Consider the following 15,738-nt stretch of genomic DNA (forward strand, 5'->3'; position numbering starts at 1 on the left):
GGGGCGCGCGGTCTGTGACCGCGGGCCCCGCTTTTTCGCGGTGACGCCCCCATCCGCTTGCCGACGCCCGCCCCACGCGGGCGTCGGCAAGCGTCCGGTTAGAACAGCTCGGCGGAGGCGATGCGCGCGCCCTCGACGAGGGACTCGAGCTTCGCCCAGGCGATCTGGTGGTGCAGGCGGCCACCCAGGCCGCAGTCGGTGGAGGCGACGACGTTCTCCGGTCCGACGACCTCGGCGAACTTCAGGATGCGGTCGGCGACCAGGCGCGGGTGCTCGACGGCGTTGGTGTTGTGGGAGACCACGCCCGGGTAGATGAGGGAACCCTCGGGCAGCTGGTGATCCTGCCAGACCCGCCACTCGTGGGCGTGGCGCGGGGAGGAACCCTCGAAGGAGAAGCCGCCGACCTCGGCGCGCAGGATCTCCTCGATGATGTCGCCGAAGGGCACGTCGGTGACGTGGGGGCCGTGCCAGGAGCCCCAGCAGATGTGCAGGCGGGTCTGCTCCTTGGGCAGTCCCTGCAGGGCGTCGTTGATGGCGTCGATGCGCAGGCGCAGCCAGGCGCGGTAATCCTCGATCGAGGGCTCGGGGTTGATCTGGTCCCAGGACTCCGCGAGATCCGGGGCGTCGAGCTGGACGGTCAGGCCGGCGTCGGTGATGGCCTTGTACTCCTGCGACATGGCGGCCGCGCAGGCCTGCACGACCTCTTCGTCGGTCTCGTAGTACTCGTTCTTCAGGCGGGCGGCGGATCCCGGGGACAGGGCCGCGACGAAGGCGTCCTTGGCGCCGGCCTTGTCCATGGCCTGACGCAGCAGCTGGGCGTCGGTCTCGACCTCCTGCTGGCCGATGTAGGTGATCGGGCCGGTGAACTTCGGGTTGCCCACCTTGGCGCGGCCGGTGAAGATGCCGGACTCCGGATCCTCGTAGGCCTCGCTGAACAGGGCGCGGTCGCGGCGGTCGGCGAAGGAGGTCAGCTTGATGTTGCCCGGCTCCGAACGCACGACGTCCTGGGCCGCCCACCGGTCCTCGTCGGTCATGGTCAGACCGCCCAGGCGGGTGAAAGAGTAGTTCCACCACGCACCGTAGTCGACCGCACCGGAGGTGATGTGGCCGTACTCGCCCTCGTTGATGATGTCGATGCCCAGGTCGACCTGACGCTGGACGACCTCATCGACGGACTTCTGCAGGATCTCGAAGAACTGCTCGTCGGCGAGCTCACCGTTGGAGCGCTTGAGGTTGGCCTCGAGCAGCTCCGGCGTGCGCGGCAGCGAGCCGACGTGGGTGGTGCGGATGTGGTTGACGGACATGCGTACTCCAATACGAGAAATAGACTGTGCGGTCTATAGTAGCGTACCGCTTCTGTCCGGTTGAATGCGACGCGAATTAGATTCGGATGCCGGTGCCCCTGTGATGAGCGCCAACTCCGGTGTCTCCGAGTGGATGAGCCCGCAACCGGAGTGTTCTTCCGTCCCCCGGTGCACCCGGCACCGGCGGGAATGTCGGGCGAGCCGAAGACGACCACTCCCCCACGTTCCGCCCGCCACCCCCGGGACAGGGGCCCGGGTCCTCATCACCGCACGCCTCCGTCAACCCGGGCGCACGATCCGGGCGTGGTCGGCCCAAAGGCCTCACGGAGCTGCGGGCCGCTCACGGCCCTGCGCGGTGACCACGAGTGACCGGCACGGCCTAGAAGAGTTCTTCGGACGCCAGCTTCGCGCCCGCGACCAGGTTCCCCAGCTTGGCCCAGGCAATGTCGCGGTGGATGCGGCCGCCCAGACCACAGTCCGCGGAGGCGACGACGTTCTCCGGGCCGACGAGGTCGGCGAAGCGGATGATGCGGTCCGCGATCAGGCGTGGGTGCTCGAGGGCGTTGGTGTTGTGGGAGATGACACCCGGGTAGAGCTTGAGCCCCTCCGGCAGCTCCCGGTTCTGCCAGATACGCCACTCGTGCGCGTGGCGCGGGCCGGCCGACTCGAAGGACAGGCCACCGACCTTGGCCTCCAGGATGACATCGACGATGTCGGCGAAGGGGATGTCGGTGGAGTGCGGGCCGTGCCAGGAACCCCAGCACACGTGCAGCAGGGTCTGCTCGCGCGGCAGTCCTTCGATGGCGGTGTTGATCGCCTCGATGCGCACCCTGAGGAATTCGAGGTAGTCGTCGAGCCTGGGTTCCGGATTGATCTGGTCCCAGCTCTCGGCCAGGTCCGGGGCGTCGAGCTGGACGGTGAAACCGGCGTCGGTGATGGCCTTGTATTCCTGGCCCATCGGCTTGGCGGCGGCCAGCACCGCGGCGTCCTGATCCTCGTAGTACTCGTTGGTCAGGCGCACGGCCGACCCCGGGGACACGGCGGCGAGGAAACCGGCGTTGTCCGAACCGGCGGCGTCGAGACCGGCGCGCAGCAGGGCGGTGTCGCGGGCGACCTCCTCACCACCGATGTACTCGACCGGACCGGTGACGGCCGGGAACTCCGTGACGTCGCCCTCCTCCTTGTTGAAGTTCTCGCCGGCGTCGGACTCGGCGTAAACGGCCGGGAAGGCCTGGAAATCGCGGCGCTCCATGAACTCGTCGAGCACGACCTTGTCGGTCGGCTGCTTGGCCAGGGCGGCGGCGTGGCGCTCGGAGTCGATGACCTCGAGTCCGGACAGGCGGGTGAAGACGTAGGACCACCAGGCACCGTAGTCGATCTCGGCGTTCATGAGGTGGCCGTACTCGCCCTCATTGACGACGTCGATGCCGATCTCCAGCTGCTTGGCGACGACCCTTTTGGCGGATTCCTCAAGCACGCGGGCGAACTCGGCGTCGTCGATCTGGCCCTTGGCACGCCTGTTGTTCGCCTCAATGAGTTCCTTCGGGCGCGGCAGCGAGCCGACGTGGGTGGTGAGGATGCGGTCTGCAGACATGAAAAAATGCCCCTTTCTGGATCAGCGGATGAAACATCTGATAGCCAGACCGGGGCTCCGGGTTTATTGGCTGTGTGACCAAGATAGCCACTCAGCGCCCGGCCGTGCGAGTAACGCACAGAATTTTATTCAGGTCGGGCCGCTACCCCAGGATGCCCGGACCCATCGTCGCCTTGAGGTCGCCCATCAGCGAGGCCGAGCGCTTGACCCGCAGGTGCTCGCCGAGGATCATCATCGTCGACTCGTCCCCGCTGACCAGGTTGAGGTAGACGTCGGAGTCGCCGCCGTTGGCCACCAGCACGTTCTTCAGCCGGGCGATGTTGTCCATGGTGCACTGGTCGGTGCGCATGGTCAGACGCAGCGGCAGGCCCGCACCGTTGCCCGGGCCCAGATCCGGGACCTTCAGATCGTCGCAGAACAGGGACATGCGGTCGTCGCGGATGGACACGTGCGCCTTGGCGAGGATGATGTTGTCCTCGACGATCTGGGACGCGACCAGGGCGTAGATCTTGTTGAACACCAGCAGCTCCACCTGGGCGCCGTGGTGGTCCTCCACCGTGACGATCGCCCACGGGGAGCCGTCCTTCTTGGAGAAACGACGGTCGACGGCGGAGATGATGCCGCCGATGGTCACCTCGGCGCCGTGGCGCAGCTCCCCGGAGAGGATCTTCGTCAGCGCCGTGTCGGTCTGGGCGGCGAGCGCGTCCTCGAAACCGTCGAGCGGGTGGCCCGAGACGTACAGGCCGAGCATCTCGCGCTCCAGCGCCAGCTCGTGTTTGCGGTCCCAGTTCTCCTGCGGCACCTCGATGGCGAAGATGTTCGCCGTCTCCTCGTCGTCCCCGCCGAAGCCGGCGAAGAGGTCGAACTGGCCCTTGTCGGCGGCCTTCTTCGTCGCCAGCACCGAGTCCACGGCGTCCTCGTGGATGAGCATGAGCCCCTTGCGCGGGTGCTCGAGCGAGTCGAAGGCACCCCCCTTGATCAGGGACTCGGTGATGCGCTTGTTGCAGGGCAGCAGGTCGATCTTGTCCAGGTAGTCGCTGAAGTCCGTGAACGCGCCCTTCGACTTGCGCGTGGCGACGATCGAGTCGACGACGTCCGCGCCGACGTTGCGGATGGCGCCCAGGCCGAAGCGGATGTCCTCGCCGACGGCCTGAAAGTCCAGCTCGGAGGCGTTGATGTCCGGCGACAGCACCCGGATGCCCAGGTGGCGGCAGTCCGACAGGTAGATGGCGGACTTGTCCTTCTTGTCCGACACCGAGGTCAGCAGGGCGGCCATGTACTCCGGGGCGTAGTTGGCCTTGAGGTAGGCCGTCCAGAAGGACACCAGGCCGTAGCCCGCGGCGTGCGACTTGTTGAACGCGTAGGAGGCGAAGGGCAGGATCGTGTCCCACAGCGCCTTGATCGCCTCGTCGGAGAACCCGTTGGACTGCATGCCGCCGGAGAACTTGGCGTACTCCTTCTCCAGGACCTCGGGCTTCTTCTTGCCCATGGCCTTACGGAAGCCGTCGGCCTCACCGGCCGTGTAGTTCGCCACCTTGCGGGAGATCTCCATGATCTGCTCCTGGTAGACGATCAGGCCGTAGGTCTCGCTCAGGATCTCCTGGAGCGGCTCCTCCAGCTCCGGGTGGATCGGCTCGATCGGCTTGCGCCCGTTCTTGCGGTCGGCGTAGTCCCAGTGGGCGTTCACGCCCATCGGGCCCGGCCGGTACAGCGCCAGGGAGGCGACGATGTCATTGAAGCCGGTCGGCTTCATGCGCTTGAGCAGCTCCTGCATGCCGCCACCGTCGAGCTGGAACACTCCCAGGGTGTCGCCGCGGCCCAGCAGCTCATAGGCCGCCGGATCGTCGGTGGTCAGGGCCTCGAGGTCGATCTCCTCGCCGCGGTTCTTCCGGATGTTCTCGATCGCGTCGTGGAGGACGGTCAGGTTGCGCAGACCCAGGAAGTCCATCTTCAGCAGGCCGATGGCCTCACACGCCGGGTAGTCCCAGCCGGTGATGAGCGCGCCGTCGGCGGGCCGCTTCCACATCGGGATGTGGTCGAGCAACGGCACCGACGCCATGATCACCGCGCAGGCGTGGACGCCGGCCTGGCGGACCACGCCCTCCAGTCCGCGGGCGGTGTTGTAGATGTCGCGCACGTCCGGATCGGTCTCGATCAGGGAGCGGACCTCACCGGCCTCGTTGTAGCGCTCGTGCTCCGGGTCCATGATGCCGGACAGCGGGATGTCCTTGGCCATGATCGGCGGCGGCAGGACCTTCGTGATGCGGTCGGCCATCTGGTAGCCGGGCTGGCCGAACTTCACGCGCGCGGAGTCCTTGATGGCCTGCTTGGTCTTCACCGTGCCGAAGGTGATCACCTGGGCGATCTTGTCCTCGCCCCAGCGCTCGGCGGCGTACTTGATCATCTCGCCGCGGCGGCGGTCATCGAAGTCGATGTCGATATCGGGCGCCGACGGCCGTTCCGGGTTGAGGAACCGCTCGAAGAGCAGGCCGTGCTCCATCGGGTCGATGTTGGTGATCGTCAGGGCGTAGGCGACGAGCGCGCCCGCGGCGGAACCACGGCCCGGGCCGACCCGGATGCCGATGGAACGGGCGTGCCTGATGATCTCGGCGACGATGAGGAAGTAGGACGGGTAGCCCTTCATGTCGATGACTTCGATCTCGTACTCAGCGCGCTCGATGTAGTCCCGCGGGACCTCGGCGCCGTCGAAACGCTCCTCGAGCCCCTTCATCACCTCGTGGTGGAGCCAGGTCGTCGGGGTGTGGCCCTCCGGCACGTCGGCGACCGGCATGCGGTCGTGCGGGTGGGATTCCCAGATCTCGCCGTAGTCGCCGACGCGCTCGGCGATCCACAGAGTGTTGTCGCAGGCGTCGGGGACGACGTGGTCCCACATCTCGCGCATCTGCTCGGCGGTCTTGATGTAGTAGCCGCTGCCGTCGAAGCGGAAGCGGTCCGGATCGTTGAGGGTCTTGCCGGTCTGGACGCACAGCATCGCCTCGTGTGCCTCGGCCTGGGACTCCAGCACGTAGTGGCAGTCGTTGGTCACCAGCGGCGGCAGGTCGAGCCGGCGACCGATCTCGAGCAGGCCGTCGCGCACCCGGTTCTCGATCTCCAGACCGTGATCCATCAGCTCGAGGAAGTAGTTGTCCCGGCCGTAGATGTCCTGCCACATCGCGGCGGCCTCGAGCGCCTTGTCGAACTGCCCCAGGCGCAGGCGGGTCTGCACGTCACCGGAGGGGCAGCCGGTGGTGGCGATGATGCCGTCGGCGTGCTCGGCGATCAGGTCGGCGTCCATGCGCGGCCACTTGCCCAGCTGGCCCTCGTAGGAGGCCATCGACGACAGGTAGAACAGGTTGCGCAGGCCGGTGGCGTTCTCGGCGAGCATGGTCTGGTGCAGGTACGCGCCGGAGGCCGAGACGTCGTCGGATTTCTGGTGCGGCTCGCCCCACTTCACGCGCTGCTTGTTGAAGCGCGACTCGGGTGCCAGGTACGCCTCGATGCCGATGATCGGCTTGACGCCGGCGGACGTCATCTTCTTGTAGAAGGCGTCGGAGCCGTACATGTTGCCGTGGTCGGTCATCGCGACGGCGGGCATGCCCTGGCGGTCGACCTCGTCCGCGAGCATATCGATCTTCGCCATCCCGTCGAGCATCGAGAACTCGGTGTGATTGTGCAGGTGAACGAAGGACGATTTCTTGGCCATGACCGTCAGTCTAGTCGGCGAATTACACGTACGAAATACGCCTGATCGTTCCTGCTGAGAATGCTTGCCGACGCCACCGCGACGGCACCGCCGGCAGGTGGTGGGGGTAGGGTGACGCGCATGATCTACGGTGTCGCGGCGTATCTGCTCTGGGGGCTCATGCCGGCCTTCTTCCCCCTCCTTCTCCCGGCCGGCCCCCTGGAGATTCTCGCCCACCGCATCGTCTGGGCCGGCGTCATCATGGCCGTGTTCGTCACGGTGCGCCGCGGCTGGGGTGAGTTGCGGCAGGCCTCCGTGCGCACCTGGGCGCGCATGGGACTGGCCGGGTTGCTGATCGCCGGGAACTGGCTGATCTACATCATCGCCGTCAACTCGGGGCACGTCTCCGAGGCCGCGCTCGGCTACTTCATTAACCCGCTGGTCAGCGTCATCTTCGGCGTGATCTTCCTCCGCGAACGGCTGCGCCGCGTCCAGCTGGTCGCGGTGCTGATCGCCGCCGTCGGAGTGCTGCAGCTGACCTTCCTGACCGGCACTCCCCCGGTGCTCGCCCTGTCCCTGGCGCTGACCTTCGGCCTCTACGGGCTGATCAAGAAGCGGGTGGACGTCTCCGCCGCCGGATCGCTGACCGCCGAGACCCTGCTGCTGGCGCCCTTCGCCCTGGGGTACGTGGTCTACCTGGAGGTCACCGGCACGGGCACCATGACCAGCGAGGGGCCGGGGCACCTGGCGCTGCTGGTGTCCGCGGGTCTGGTGACCGCCGTGCCGCTGCTCCTGTTCGGAATGGGCGCGAAGCTGATCCCGCTGTCCACCATCGGGATGCTGCAGTACCTGACCCCGACCATGCAGATGCTCTGGGCGCTGTTCGTGGTCAACGAGCAGCTCGAGCCCGCCCGGTGGATCGGCTTCATCATCATCTGGATCGCGGTGGCCGTCTACCTGATGGAGCTGCTGCACCAGCGGCGGCAGAGAGAGCGGCCGGGGGATCCCGCCACCGTTGTCGACGCCGCCCCTTCCGACTCTGCCGGCACCGAGGCTGACATCCGGAGCTGAACGGGTTCTCTCCCGCCCCTCACCGAGATCACCTGCCCGAAAGGACTTCACCGAGATCGGGGACTGATCTCGGTGAGGAGGCCCCCGCGAGACCGAGAGCGGGTGCTGCTCTCGGCTAAGCGGTCTCGGTCCGGCGATCTCGGTGAGGAGGCGGCCGGCCGCGGCGCGGACTCGGTGATCGGCCGCGCGCCGGATCAGCATCTCCAGCTCGGCGGCCACGTCCTCGGGCACGAGGACCCGGGCGAGCGTCACCAGTGTGTTGCGTTCATCCCCGTCGACGCCCGCCAGCAGCTGCGGGACCGACTCCAGCATCGCTAGTACCGGGGCGGCGGGAGCGATTCCGTCAGTGATCCGCGAGAGCCGACGCGATCAACACGGTGACGTCGGGATCGGTCTCAGGTCCGGGCAGCTCACCGTCGAGGAGCCCGGTACGGAGCCATTCCCCGAACTGGAAGTCACGCGTGCGCGGCGGCCCTCCGCCCCGGATCTCGTCGGCGAGCACCACCGTGAGGCCCACCGGTCGACGGTCCACCACCTTGGGGAATTGTTCGGCATGGTCTCGCCACCCCGGCAGACCGAAGCGGAACCGTACAGATACATGCCGACCACCTCCCCCGGATCAGCCCGGTCCAGGTGGTCCAGCAGCCTGGCGAGGAGCTCATCCATCGGGTCCTTCTCACGATCCCGGTCCCGCTACCGCTCCACCTCCACGGGCCGCACACCGAATCGGCCCCACGCCGCGTCCGGCGGGAGCGCCTCCACGGCGGCGACGTCCTCGTCCTCGGCCACCCCGCGCAGAACTTCGCCGGTGTCCCAGATGATCACGGCGTCGAGATGCTCCGGGACGGGCACGTTGCCGACACCCGAGAGGCTGTGGGCGATGCGGTCGAGTTCGCGGTGGAACACGTCCGCGCGGGTCTCCCCCTCGACCGGCTCGGGCAGCGGGAAGGGTGAGGCGAGCTCGATGATCATGGCGTTGACGCGTCCCACCGGCTCAAGCACCTCCTCGGCCTCGGCCGGGCTCAGGGGGTCGGTGAAGGTGACCAGGGCGAAGGCCTCCTCGTCCGCCGGGGCGGCGGCGAGGCTGTCCGCCGCCCGCCGGCGGTAGTCGTCGAAGGACTCGCCCGCGTCCATGCCGAGCGTGTCCCCGTTGGGCGGCATCGGCTTCGCGGTGCGGTCGTCGAAGATCCCCACGATGAGCAGGGCGGCCAGCGCCACCACCGCGACAACCGCGACGATCTTGCGGATTCTGTCGGCCGGGTCAGTCACTTGCGCACCACGTCCAGCGCGTGCTGCAGGTCATCCGGGTACGGGGCCTCGATCTCCGTCCAGCGGCCGGTGCCCGGGTGGGTGAAGCCGAGGCGCACGGCGTGCAGCCACTGGCGGGTCAGGCCCAGTCGGCCGGCCAGCTCCGGATTGGAGCCGTACATGGGATCACCCACACACGGGTGCTTGATCGCGGACATGTGCACACGGATCTGGTGGGTGCGCCCGGTCTCCAGGGACACCTCCACGAGCGTGGCCTCGGGGAACGCCTCGATCGTCTCGTAGTGGGTCACGGCGTGTTTGCCGTCGCTGGTCACCGCGAAGCGCCAGCCGGCGGAGGGGTGGCGGCCGATGGGGGCGTCGATCGTGCCGGAGAACGGATCCGGGTGCCCCTGCACGAGCGCGTGGTAGGTCTTCTCCACCGTCCGGTCGCGGAAGGCCTGCTTGAGCACCGAGTAACCCCGCTCGGAGGCGGCGACGACCATGACCCCGGAGGTGCCCACGTCCAGTCGCTGCACGATGCCCTTGCGCTCCGGCGGGCCGGAGGTGGAGATGCGGAAACCGGCCGCGGCCAGGCCACCGACCACGGTCGGGCCCTCCCAGCCGACGGTCGGGTGGGCGGCCACCCCGACGGGCTTGTTCACGGCGATGATGTGGGAGTCCGAGTAGAGCACGTCGAGGCCCTCCACCCGCTCGACCTTCGGGGTCAGCGGTTCGGCGGGCTCCGGCAGCGTGACCTCCAGCCACGTGCCCTCGGTCAGGCGGTCGGACTTGCCGACGGCCGCGCCGTCGACGAGCACGTCGCCGTCCGCCGCCAGTTCGGCGGCGACGGTGCGGGAGATGCCCAGCAGCTTGGACAGCGCGGCGTCGACACGCATGCCGGCCAGCCCCTCGGGCACGGGCAGATTACGAATCTCACGACTCATCTGCGGTGACCTCCCTGCGCTCGTCCTCGTCCTGTACCCGCTTCTCCTCCCGGTGCTGCCGCCGCTCGTCGGCCAGCATCGCGATCACGAAGACGACCACGCCGACGGTGATGGCGGAGTCGGCGAGGTTGAACACCGCGAAATCGCCCACCGAGATGAAGTCCACGACGTGGCCGAACCAGAAGCCCGGCTCGCGGAACAGGCGGTCGATCAGGTTGCCCAGTCCGCCGCCGGCGATCAGCGCCAGGCCGACGGCCGTCCCGCGGTGGCGGATGCGCGGGGCCGCGACGGCGACGCCGATGACGAAGGCGAGCTGGATGGTGGTGAACAGCCAGGTGGAGTTCTCCCCCATCGAGAACGCCGCGCCCGGGTTGAACAACAGGAAGAAGCGGAACCAGTCCCCGATCACGGGCACCGGGACGCCTGGTTCCAGCCAGGAGAGCATGATCGCCTTGGTGATCTGATCCACGGCCGCGACGACGAGGACTATCGCGGCCATCAGTGGCACATTCTTCCGGTTTCGCTGGCTTCCCTGACTCACACGGTCCATCTTCCCCCATGCGCTGGGCCAGGGTCCACCCGCCCCTCCCCGTGGGGCGGGCGGGACCGGCGCGTCGGGTACCGTGGACGCGTGCCATCCCAGACCTTCTCCCGGCTCTCCCGGCGCCCCGTCCGCACCCTGGCCGCCGTCGTCACCGCCACCGCCCTGACGCTGGTGGGCTGCTCCGGTGAGGAGGTGGACTCCTCCGTCGAGACCCCCGTGGGTCTGCCGGTCGACCCGCCCCGGGTGACCGTCCAGTCCACCGGATCCGGCCCCGGACAGGTGCTCAGCTACCGCGACGTCCAGGAGGAACGCGACCCGGACTCCCCGCAGCAGTCGGTGAGCGTGGAGGTCTCCGACGGTTTCAACCAGACCCTCGTGCAGGCCGACGCCGTCGACGTGCAGGCCCCGGCCGGCGGCGACGTGAACACCATGACGCTGCCGCTGAGCGGCGGGACCACCGCCGCCGAGGAGGCCGATCCCGAATCCGAGGTCGAGCGGGAGGCCAGTCGCGACGTTGAGCTGCGCCTGGGCCAGCCCTCCTACACGGACCTGGAACTGACCGACGACATCCGCAGCGCCGAGGGCTTCCTGCTCGGCTGGCGCGGCGGGGACGACGGTTCGGTGTCCACCGTGCGCCTGGCGGCCCCGAAGGAGGCCACCGACGAGGGCCGCGCCATGGCCGAGGAGTCGATCATGACGCTGCTGTCGATGCCGGTCATCTTCCCCGAGGAGGCGGTCGGCCCCGGCGCGACCTGGTCGGTGGACTCGCGCGTGACCGGTGACGCCACCCTGCTGCAGACGACCACCTTCACCCTGGTCTCCGTCGAGGGCGACCTGGTCGAGCTGAACGTGGACGTGCAGCAGCGGCCGGCCCTGGGCGCGCTGAACTTCGAGGGCCGGCCCGGCGCGGAGGAGATGGCCGGCGAGACGCTCAACGTGCTCAACTCCAACACCACCAGCGAGGGCAGTCTCACCGTCGACCTGACCAAGCCCCTGCCGGTCGACGGGCGCGTGGCCTACACCACGCGGGTGGTCTACGGCGGCGAGAACTCCGACGTCCGCGTCGTCCAGGACTCCACGAACGCCATCACCTACCGCTGAGTCCTGCGCTAGACTCGTGGTCATGATCCTTCGGTAACTGATCCCCCGGACCCAGATCCCGTCCGCGCGGCCGCAGCCCGTTTGCCGGGTTCCCGCGCGCCGAACCGAAGGAGTCTCCCATGGCCTCTCCCCACCACCTCAAGATCGACGGTGTGAGCTTCACATACCCGGGCGGTGTGCGCCGGGTGCTCACTGACCTCACCTTCGCCGTCCCCTCCGGGCAGGTCACCGGCCTGATCGGCGAGAACGGCGCCGGAAAGTCCACCCTGCTGGAGCTGATCGCCGGCGTCCTGGTCCCGGATGTCGGGACGGTCACCACCCCGCCGACCACCGGTTTCATTGCCCAGGAGACGCAACTGCCGTTCAGCTCGCCGGCCGCCCCACTCATCGACGCCGCCGTGGCCGAGCTGCGCGCCGTCGAGACGCGGATCAGCGAACTGTCCCTGCGCCTGGGTGAGGACTCCTCCCCCGCGGAGGCCGATGAGGTGGCCCGTGACTTCGACGCCGCCCTGGCCCGCGCGGAGCAGTCCGGGGTGTGGGAGCTCGACTCCCGCATCGCCTCGGTGCTCGCCGGTCTCGGCCTGGCCGACGTCCCCCTGGAGACCACACTGGGCGAGATGTCCGGGGGCCAGCGCCGCCGCTTCGCGCTCGCGGCCCTGCTGCTGCGCCCGGTGGACGCCCTCGTGCTCGACGAACCGACGAACCACCTCGACGACGCGGGCGTGGACTTCCTCATCGCGGAGCTGCAGGATTTCCCCGGTCCGGCGCTGGTGGCCAGCCACGACCGCTTCTTCCTCGACGCCGTCGCGGACTCGCTCGTCGACCTCGACCCGGGGCTGGGGCCGGAGGGCGGCGTCGGCGAGGCGACCCGGCAGGGCACGCAGTTCACGGGCGCGTTCACCGACTATCTCGCCGCCCGGGAGACCACCCGCCGCCGCTGGGCGGAGCTCCATGCCGCGCAGGAACACGAGCGTGCCCGCCTGGAGAAAGCCGCCGGGCAGGGTGAGAACGACATCTTCCACAGCTCCACGCCGAAATCGGAGTCGCGGATCTCGCAGAAGTTCTACGCCGACCGGGCCGCGAAGACGGTGGGCAACCGGCTGCGCTCGGCGCGCTCCCGACTCGAGGCCCTGGAGCGGGCAGCCATCCCCGCCCCGCCGGCGCGCCTGCGCTTCCACGGCATCCCGGAGCACGTCACGCTGGCCGTCCTCGGCGAGCCCGCGGTCGTCGCCCGGGATCTGGTGGTCACCGACCGGCTGGGGCCGCTGACGGTGACGGTGCAGCCGGGTCAGCATCTGCTGGTGGAGGGCCCCAACGGGGCGGGCAAGTCCACCTTCCTGGCGACGCTCGAGGGCCGGCTCACCCCGGATGAGGGGCTGCTGCGCATCCCCGAGGAGATCACGGTGGCCCGGCTGAGCCAGGACGACGAGTGGGTGGAGCTGGACACCCCGGCCGCGGAGATCTTCGCCGCCCGCGTCCCGTCCGGTTCCCCCGACCTGCGGGAGATGGGCCTGATGAACGAGGAAACCGCCGCCCGGCCCCTGGGGGAACTCTCCCTGGGTCAGCGGCGGCGGGTGTCGCTGGGCATCATCCTGGCGTCACCGCCGGATCTGCTGCTGCTCGACGAGCCGACCAACCACCTCTCCCTCGCGCTCGCGGAGGAGCTGGAGCAGGCGCTGGCCGATTTCCCCGGCACGGTCGTCATAGCCACCCACGACCGGTGGATCCGTCGGCGCTGGCAACAGCGTACCGACGGCCGGGCGAGACTGGTCACCCTGGAAAGGTGACCGGCCGGTCGAGCAGACCGGTTACTGCGCCGGGGCCGGAGCCGGCTCCTCGGCGGGGGCCTCCGCCGGCGCCTGGGCCGGATCCTCGGCCGGGGCCTCACCGGTGTTGTCGAGGCACATCGCCGGCACCTGCTCGGGCGCGACGGTGTTGGTGATCAGGGTGCAGGCCCAGGACTGGGACAGCTTCCAGGTGCCGTCCTCGTGGATGAACTCGACGTTGTCGGCCACCTGGGCGGGCTGGTCCGGCAGGGTGAAGTTCACCGTGGCCAGGACGGAGTCCGGGGTGTAGCCCGGCAGGACCGGGTCGACGACCTGGAAGTCCGCGCCGGACTCCTCCTTGGAGATGGTCATGGTCTCGAACAGCTCGGGCGCGGTCTCACCGCCCTGCACGGTGGTCACACGCTCCTCCATCGGCAGCGAGGAGTCGGTGGCCTTCGACAGCACCGCGTTGAGGTCGGCGGCGGTCGGCAGCTCCGGGGCGGCCTCGGTGGTGGTCTCCGCGCTGGTGGTGGTTTCGGTGGTCTCCGTGGTGGTTTCCTCCCCGCCGCAGGCGCTCAGCGCGAGGGCGGCGCCGAACGCGGCGGTGAGGGCGGTGATCTTGGACAGCTTCACGTAATCTCCTCGGTCGGTGGTGGCGCCGTCAGGTGCAGGTGGCGGGGAACTGGTGCCCCGGGTGGGTACATGACGCCAGCATCGGGCTAAATCGTACACGTTACCATTCCGTGATTTCACATCCGTGCGGGAGCAGACCGGCGCTGTCCGTGGCCCCCACTGTGGCAGTCTGGTGCCATGAGCCCCACCTCCCCGCGCATCAGCGTCCTGACCACCGGCGGGACGATCGCCTGCCGCACCGCCGCCGACGGATCCCTCTCCCCCACGGTCACCGGCCCCGAGCTCGTTGCCGCCATGAGTGCAGTAGGCACAGTGGGCACAGTGGGCGCAGTGGCCGACCGTACCGGCGCCGGCCCGGACGTCCGCGCCCGCGAACTCACCCTGCTCGACTCGTCGAAGATCACGCTCGCCGACGTCGACGGGCTCATCGCTGCCGTGCGCGGGGAACTCGCCGACCCGCACGTCACCGGCGTGGTGGTCACCCACGGCACCGACTCGATGGAGGACTCCGCCCTCGCCCTGGACCTGGTCCACGACGATCCCCGCCCCGTGGTCTTCACCGGCGCGCAGCGCGCCTTCGACCACCCGGAGACCGACGGCCCCGGCAACCTGGCGGCCGCGGTGGAGCTGGCCGCCGACCCGGCCGCCCACGACCGCGGCGTGCTCCTGGCCTTCGGCGGGCAGGTGCTGCCGGCCCGTGGACTCATCAAGCGACACACCTCGGAGCTGGCCGCCTTCGCCTCGGCGGCCGCGGCGGACCTCGCCCGGCCCGAACCGCTGCCCGTGGTCCCGCTCGCCGGCACGGAGGTCATGGTCCTGGCCGCCTGGCCCGGCGCGGGACGCGAACTCGTCGACGCCGCCGTGGCCGCCGGTGCGCAGGGGCTGGTCATCGAGGCCCTCGGCTCGGGCAATATCGGCGCGGGCATGGGCGAGGGCGTGGTGGACGCGCTCGACGCGGGCATCCCGGTGGTGATCTCCACCCGCGTGCCGGAAGGCGCGGTCAAGCTCGCCTACGCCGGTTCCGGCGGCGGAGCCACCCTGGCCGGGCACGGGGCCGTCGCGGCCGGCCACCTGCGCGCCGGGCAGGCGCGGATGGTGCTGGCCACCGCACTCGCCGCGGGCGTGGATCCGGCGGCGTTGTTCTAGTTGTTCTAGTTGTTCCGGCCGTTCCGGCCCGCGTTCCGCCGGTCGACCATCTCGTTGATCCAGACCGGCGCGTACGGGGACGTGCAGTTCGGCGGCGTCGGATAGTCCTTGAGCACCGCCAGGCGCTCACCGATCGCCAGCGCCCTCGCCCGGTGCCCCTCGTGGTGGATCCCGATCTGGGCCAGGCAGTTGTTCATCGCCCACTGCAACCGGTCCGGGGCCTGCCCCATCTCCGCCTCGATGACGTCGAGCAGCCCGGAAAGATCCAGTCCCGACGGCTTCTTGACGATCCGCTCCGCGGTCAGTTCCCAGCCCGCGGCCGCGACCCGGGCGTCCGCATCGGCGGACCAGGACAGACGCAGCTCCTCGGAGCGCGGATGCTTCTTGCCCAGGTAGTTGACCAGCCAGTCCTGTTCCTTGGGCGTGCGCGCCTGACGCAGCATCGCATCCAGCTCATCCATCTCGTAGTTGCGGGGACGGCTGATGAGGACGGCCAGCAGCCGGGCCGCGGAATCCCCCGTCGCCCACAGCTCGCGGGCGAGCTCAGGCCGGCTCTTCAACCGCTTGGCCACCGCCCGCAGCCTGGTCAGGTTCACGCCGTGGTCGTCGCCGTGCCGGGCGTTGACCTCACGGATCCTCGGGTCCTCGAGTTCGGCCAGCTCGGCCGTCACCGCGGTTGCTGTCTCGGTCACTGTCTCGGGCATC

At 69.3% G+C, this 15,738-nt stretch carries 14 protein-coding genes; 5 read left to right on the plus strand and 9 right to left on the minus strand.

Annotation, left to right across the window (positions count from 1 at the left end):
• Positions 1-98 precede the first annotated feature (98 nt).
• From A605_RS09450 to dnaE, 3 genes are all read right to left on the minus strand, one after another.
• Positions 99-1,304 (minus strand): epoxyalkane--coenzyme M transferase, encoded by a 1,206-nt coding sequence (locus tag A605_RS09450; RefSeq protein ID WP_015401286.1) that lies wholly within the window; start codon positions 1,302-1,304, stop codon positions 99-101.
• Between the two features lie 379 nt (positions 1,305-1,683).
• The gene (locus A605_RS09455) at positions 1,684-2,898 is read right to left on the minus strand and encodes an epoxyalkane--coenzyme M transferase (protein ID WP_015401287.1); all 1,215 of its coding nucleotides are present in this window, start codon (positions 2,896-2,898) and stop codon (positions 1,684-1,686) included.
• A 142-nt stretch (positions 2,899-3,040) separates the two neighbouring features.
• Entirely contained in the window at positions 3,041-6,601 is a 3,561-nt protein-coding gene (gene dnaE / locus A605_RS09460; protein WP_015401288.1) for a DNA polymerase III subunit alpha, read from the minus strand.
• A gap of 120 nt (positions 6,602-6,721) precedes the next feature.
• On the opposite strand from dnaE, the gene rarD reads away from it, so the two are divergent.
• Together rarD and A605_RS09470 are read left to right on the plus strand one after the other, a co-directional pair.
• Positions 6,722-7,651, plus strand: a complete 930-nt coding sequence (gene rarD, locus A605_RS09465; RefSeq protein WP_015401289.1) for an EamA family transporter RarD — start codon at positions 6,722-6,724, stop codon at positions 7,649-7,651.
• 102 nt (positions 7,652-7,753) lie between these two features.
• Positions 7,754-7,969: a hypothetical protein gene (locus A605_RS09470; protein ID WP_015401290.1), complete on the plus strand. Its 216-nt coding sequence runs from the start codon at positions 7,754-7,756 to the stop codon at positions 7,967-7,969.
• A 25-nt stretch (positions 7,970-7,994) separates the two neighbouring features.
• Here A605_RS09470 and A605_RS15325 read toward each other — a convergent pair whose 3' ends face one another.
• From A605_RS15325 to lspA, 4 genes are all read right to left on the minus strand, one after another.
• Entirely contained in the window at positions 7,995-8,186 is a 192-nt protein-coding gene (locus A605_RS15325; protein WP_149029411.1) for a hypothetical protein, read from the minus strand.
• Between the two features lie 158 nt (positions 8,187-8,344).
• Positions 8,345-8,920: a hypothetical protein gene (locus A605_RS09475; RefSeq protein WP_015401292.1), complete on the minus strand. Its 576-nt coding sequence runs from the start codon at positions 8,918-8,920 to the stop codon at positions 8,345-8,347.
• On the minus strand, positions 8,917-9,843 hold the full coding sequence (locus tag A605_RS09480) for an RluA family pseudouridine synthase (protein WP_015401293.1): 927 nt from the start codon (positions 9,841-9,843) through the stop codon (positions 8,917-8,919). The genes A605_RS09475 and A605_RS09480 overlap by 4 nt, the downstream gene beginning before the upstream one ends.
• Positions 9,833-10,342, minus strand: a complete 510-nt coding sequence (lspA, locus tag A605_RS09485) for a signal peptidase II (protein ID WP_015401294.1) — start codon at positions 10,340-10,342, stop codon at positions 9,833-9,835. Before lspA ends, A605_RS09480 begins: the two co-directional genes overlap by 11 nt.
• 132 nt (positions 10,343-10,474) lie before the next feature.
• Here lspA and A605_RS09490 point away from each other — a divergent pair, with 132 nt between their 5' ends.
• Together A605_RS09490 and A605_RS09495 are read left to right on the plus strand one after the other, a co-directional pair.
• A complete protein-coding gene (locus A605_RS09490) occupies positions 10,475-11,488 on the plus strand; it encodes a hypothetical protein (protein WP_015401295.1) in 1,014 nt (337 codons plus the stop codon).
• Between the two features lie 119 nt (positions 11,489-11,607).
• Entirely contained in the window at positions 11,608-13,275 is a 1,668-nt protein-coding gene (locus A605_RS09495) for an ABC-F family ATP-binding cassette domain-containing protein (RefSeq protein ID WP_015401296.1), read from the plus strand.
• Between the two features lie 21 nt (positions 13,276-13,296).
• Here the strand turns inward: A605_RS09495 and A605_RS09500 are convergent, their stop codons facing one another.
• Entirely contained in the window at positions 13,297-13,887 is a 591-nt protein-coding gene (locus tag A605_RS09500; RefSeq protein ID WP_015401297.1) for a WKL family lipoprotein, read from the minus strand.
• A 177-nt stretch (positions 13,888-14,064) separates the two neighbouring features.
• Between A605_RS09500 and A605_RS09505 the strand changes: the two genes are divergently transcribed.
• Complete coding sequence (locus A605_RS09505) at positions 14,065-15,033, plus strand: asparaginase (protein WP_015401298.1); 969 nt, start codon at positions 14,065-14,067, stop codon at positions 15,031-15,033.
• A gap of 5 nt (positions 15,034-15,038) precedes the next feature.
• Here the strand turns inward: A605_RS09505 and A605_RS09510 are convergent, their stop codons facing one another.
• Positions 15,039-15,737 (minus strand): DNA alkylation repair protein, encoded by a 699-nt coding sequence (locus A605_RS09510; protein ID WP_015401299.1) that lies wholly within the window; start codon positions 15,735-15,737, stop codon positions 15,039-15,041.
• Between the last annotated feature and the right edge of the window lies 1 nt (position 15,738).

The organism is Corynebacterium halotolerans YIM 70093 = DSM 44683, from assembly GCF_000341345.1.
Taxonomy (GTDB): Bacteria; Actinomycetota; Actinomycetes; order Mycobacteriales; family Mycobacteriaceae; genus Corynebacterium; species Corynebacterium halotolerans.

What these genes read in the sequence shown, in the direction of transcription:
- A605_RS09480 (WP_015401293.1), bottom strand. Translation starts at nt 9,843, where the DNA reads ATGAGTCGTGAGATTCGTAATCTGCCCGTGCCCGAGGGGCTGGCCGGC.
- dnaE (WP_015401288.1), bottom strand. Translation starts at nt 6,601, where the DNA reads ATGGCCAAGAAATCGTCCTTCGTTCACCTGCACAATCACACCGAGTTC.
- lspA (WP_015401294.1), bottom strand. Translation starts at nt 10,342, where the DNA reads ATGGCCGCGATAGTCCTCGTCGTCGCGGCCGTGGATCAGATCACCAAG.
- A605_RS09505 (WP_015401298.1), top strand. Translation starts at nt 14,065, where the DNA reads ATGAGCCCCACCTCCCCGCGCATCAGCGTCCTGACCACCGGCGGGACG.
- rarD (WP_015401289.1), top strand. Translation starts at nt 6,722, where the DNA reads ATGATCTACGGTGTCGCGGCGTATCTGCTCTGGGGGCTCATGCCGGCC.
- A605_RS09455 (WP_015401287.1), bottom strand. Translation starts at nt 2,898, where the DNA reads ATGTCTGCAGACCGCATCCTCACCACCCACGTCGGCTCGCTGCCGCGC.
- A605_RS09495 (WP_015401296.1), top strand. Translation starts at nt 11,608, where the DNA reads ATGGCCTCTCCCCACCACCTCAAGATCGACGGTGTGAGCTTCACATAC.
- A605_RS09450 (WP_015401286.1), bottom strand. Translation starts at nt 1,304, where the DNA reads ATGTCCGTCAACCACATCCGCACCACCCACGTCGGCTCGCTGCCGCGC.
- A605_RS09510 (WP_015401299.1), bottom strand. Translation starts at nt 15,737, where the DNA reads ATGCCCGAGACAGTGACCGAGACAGCAACCGCGGTGACGGCCGAGCTG.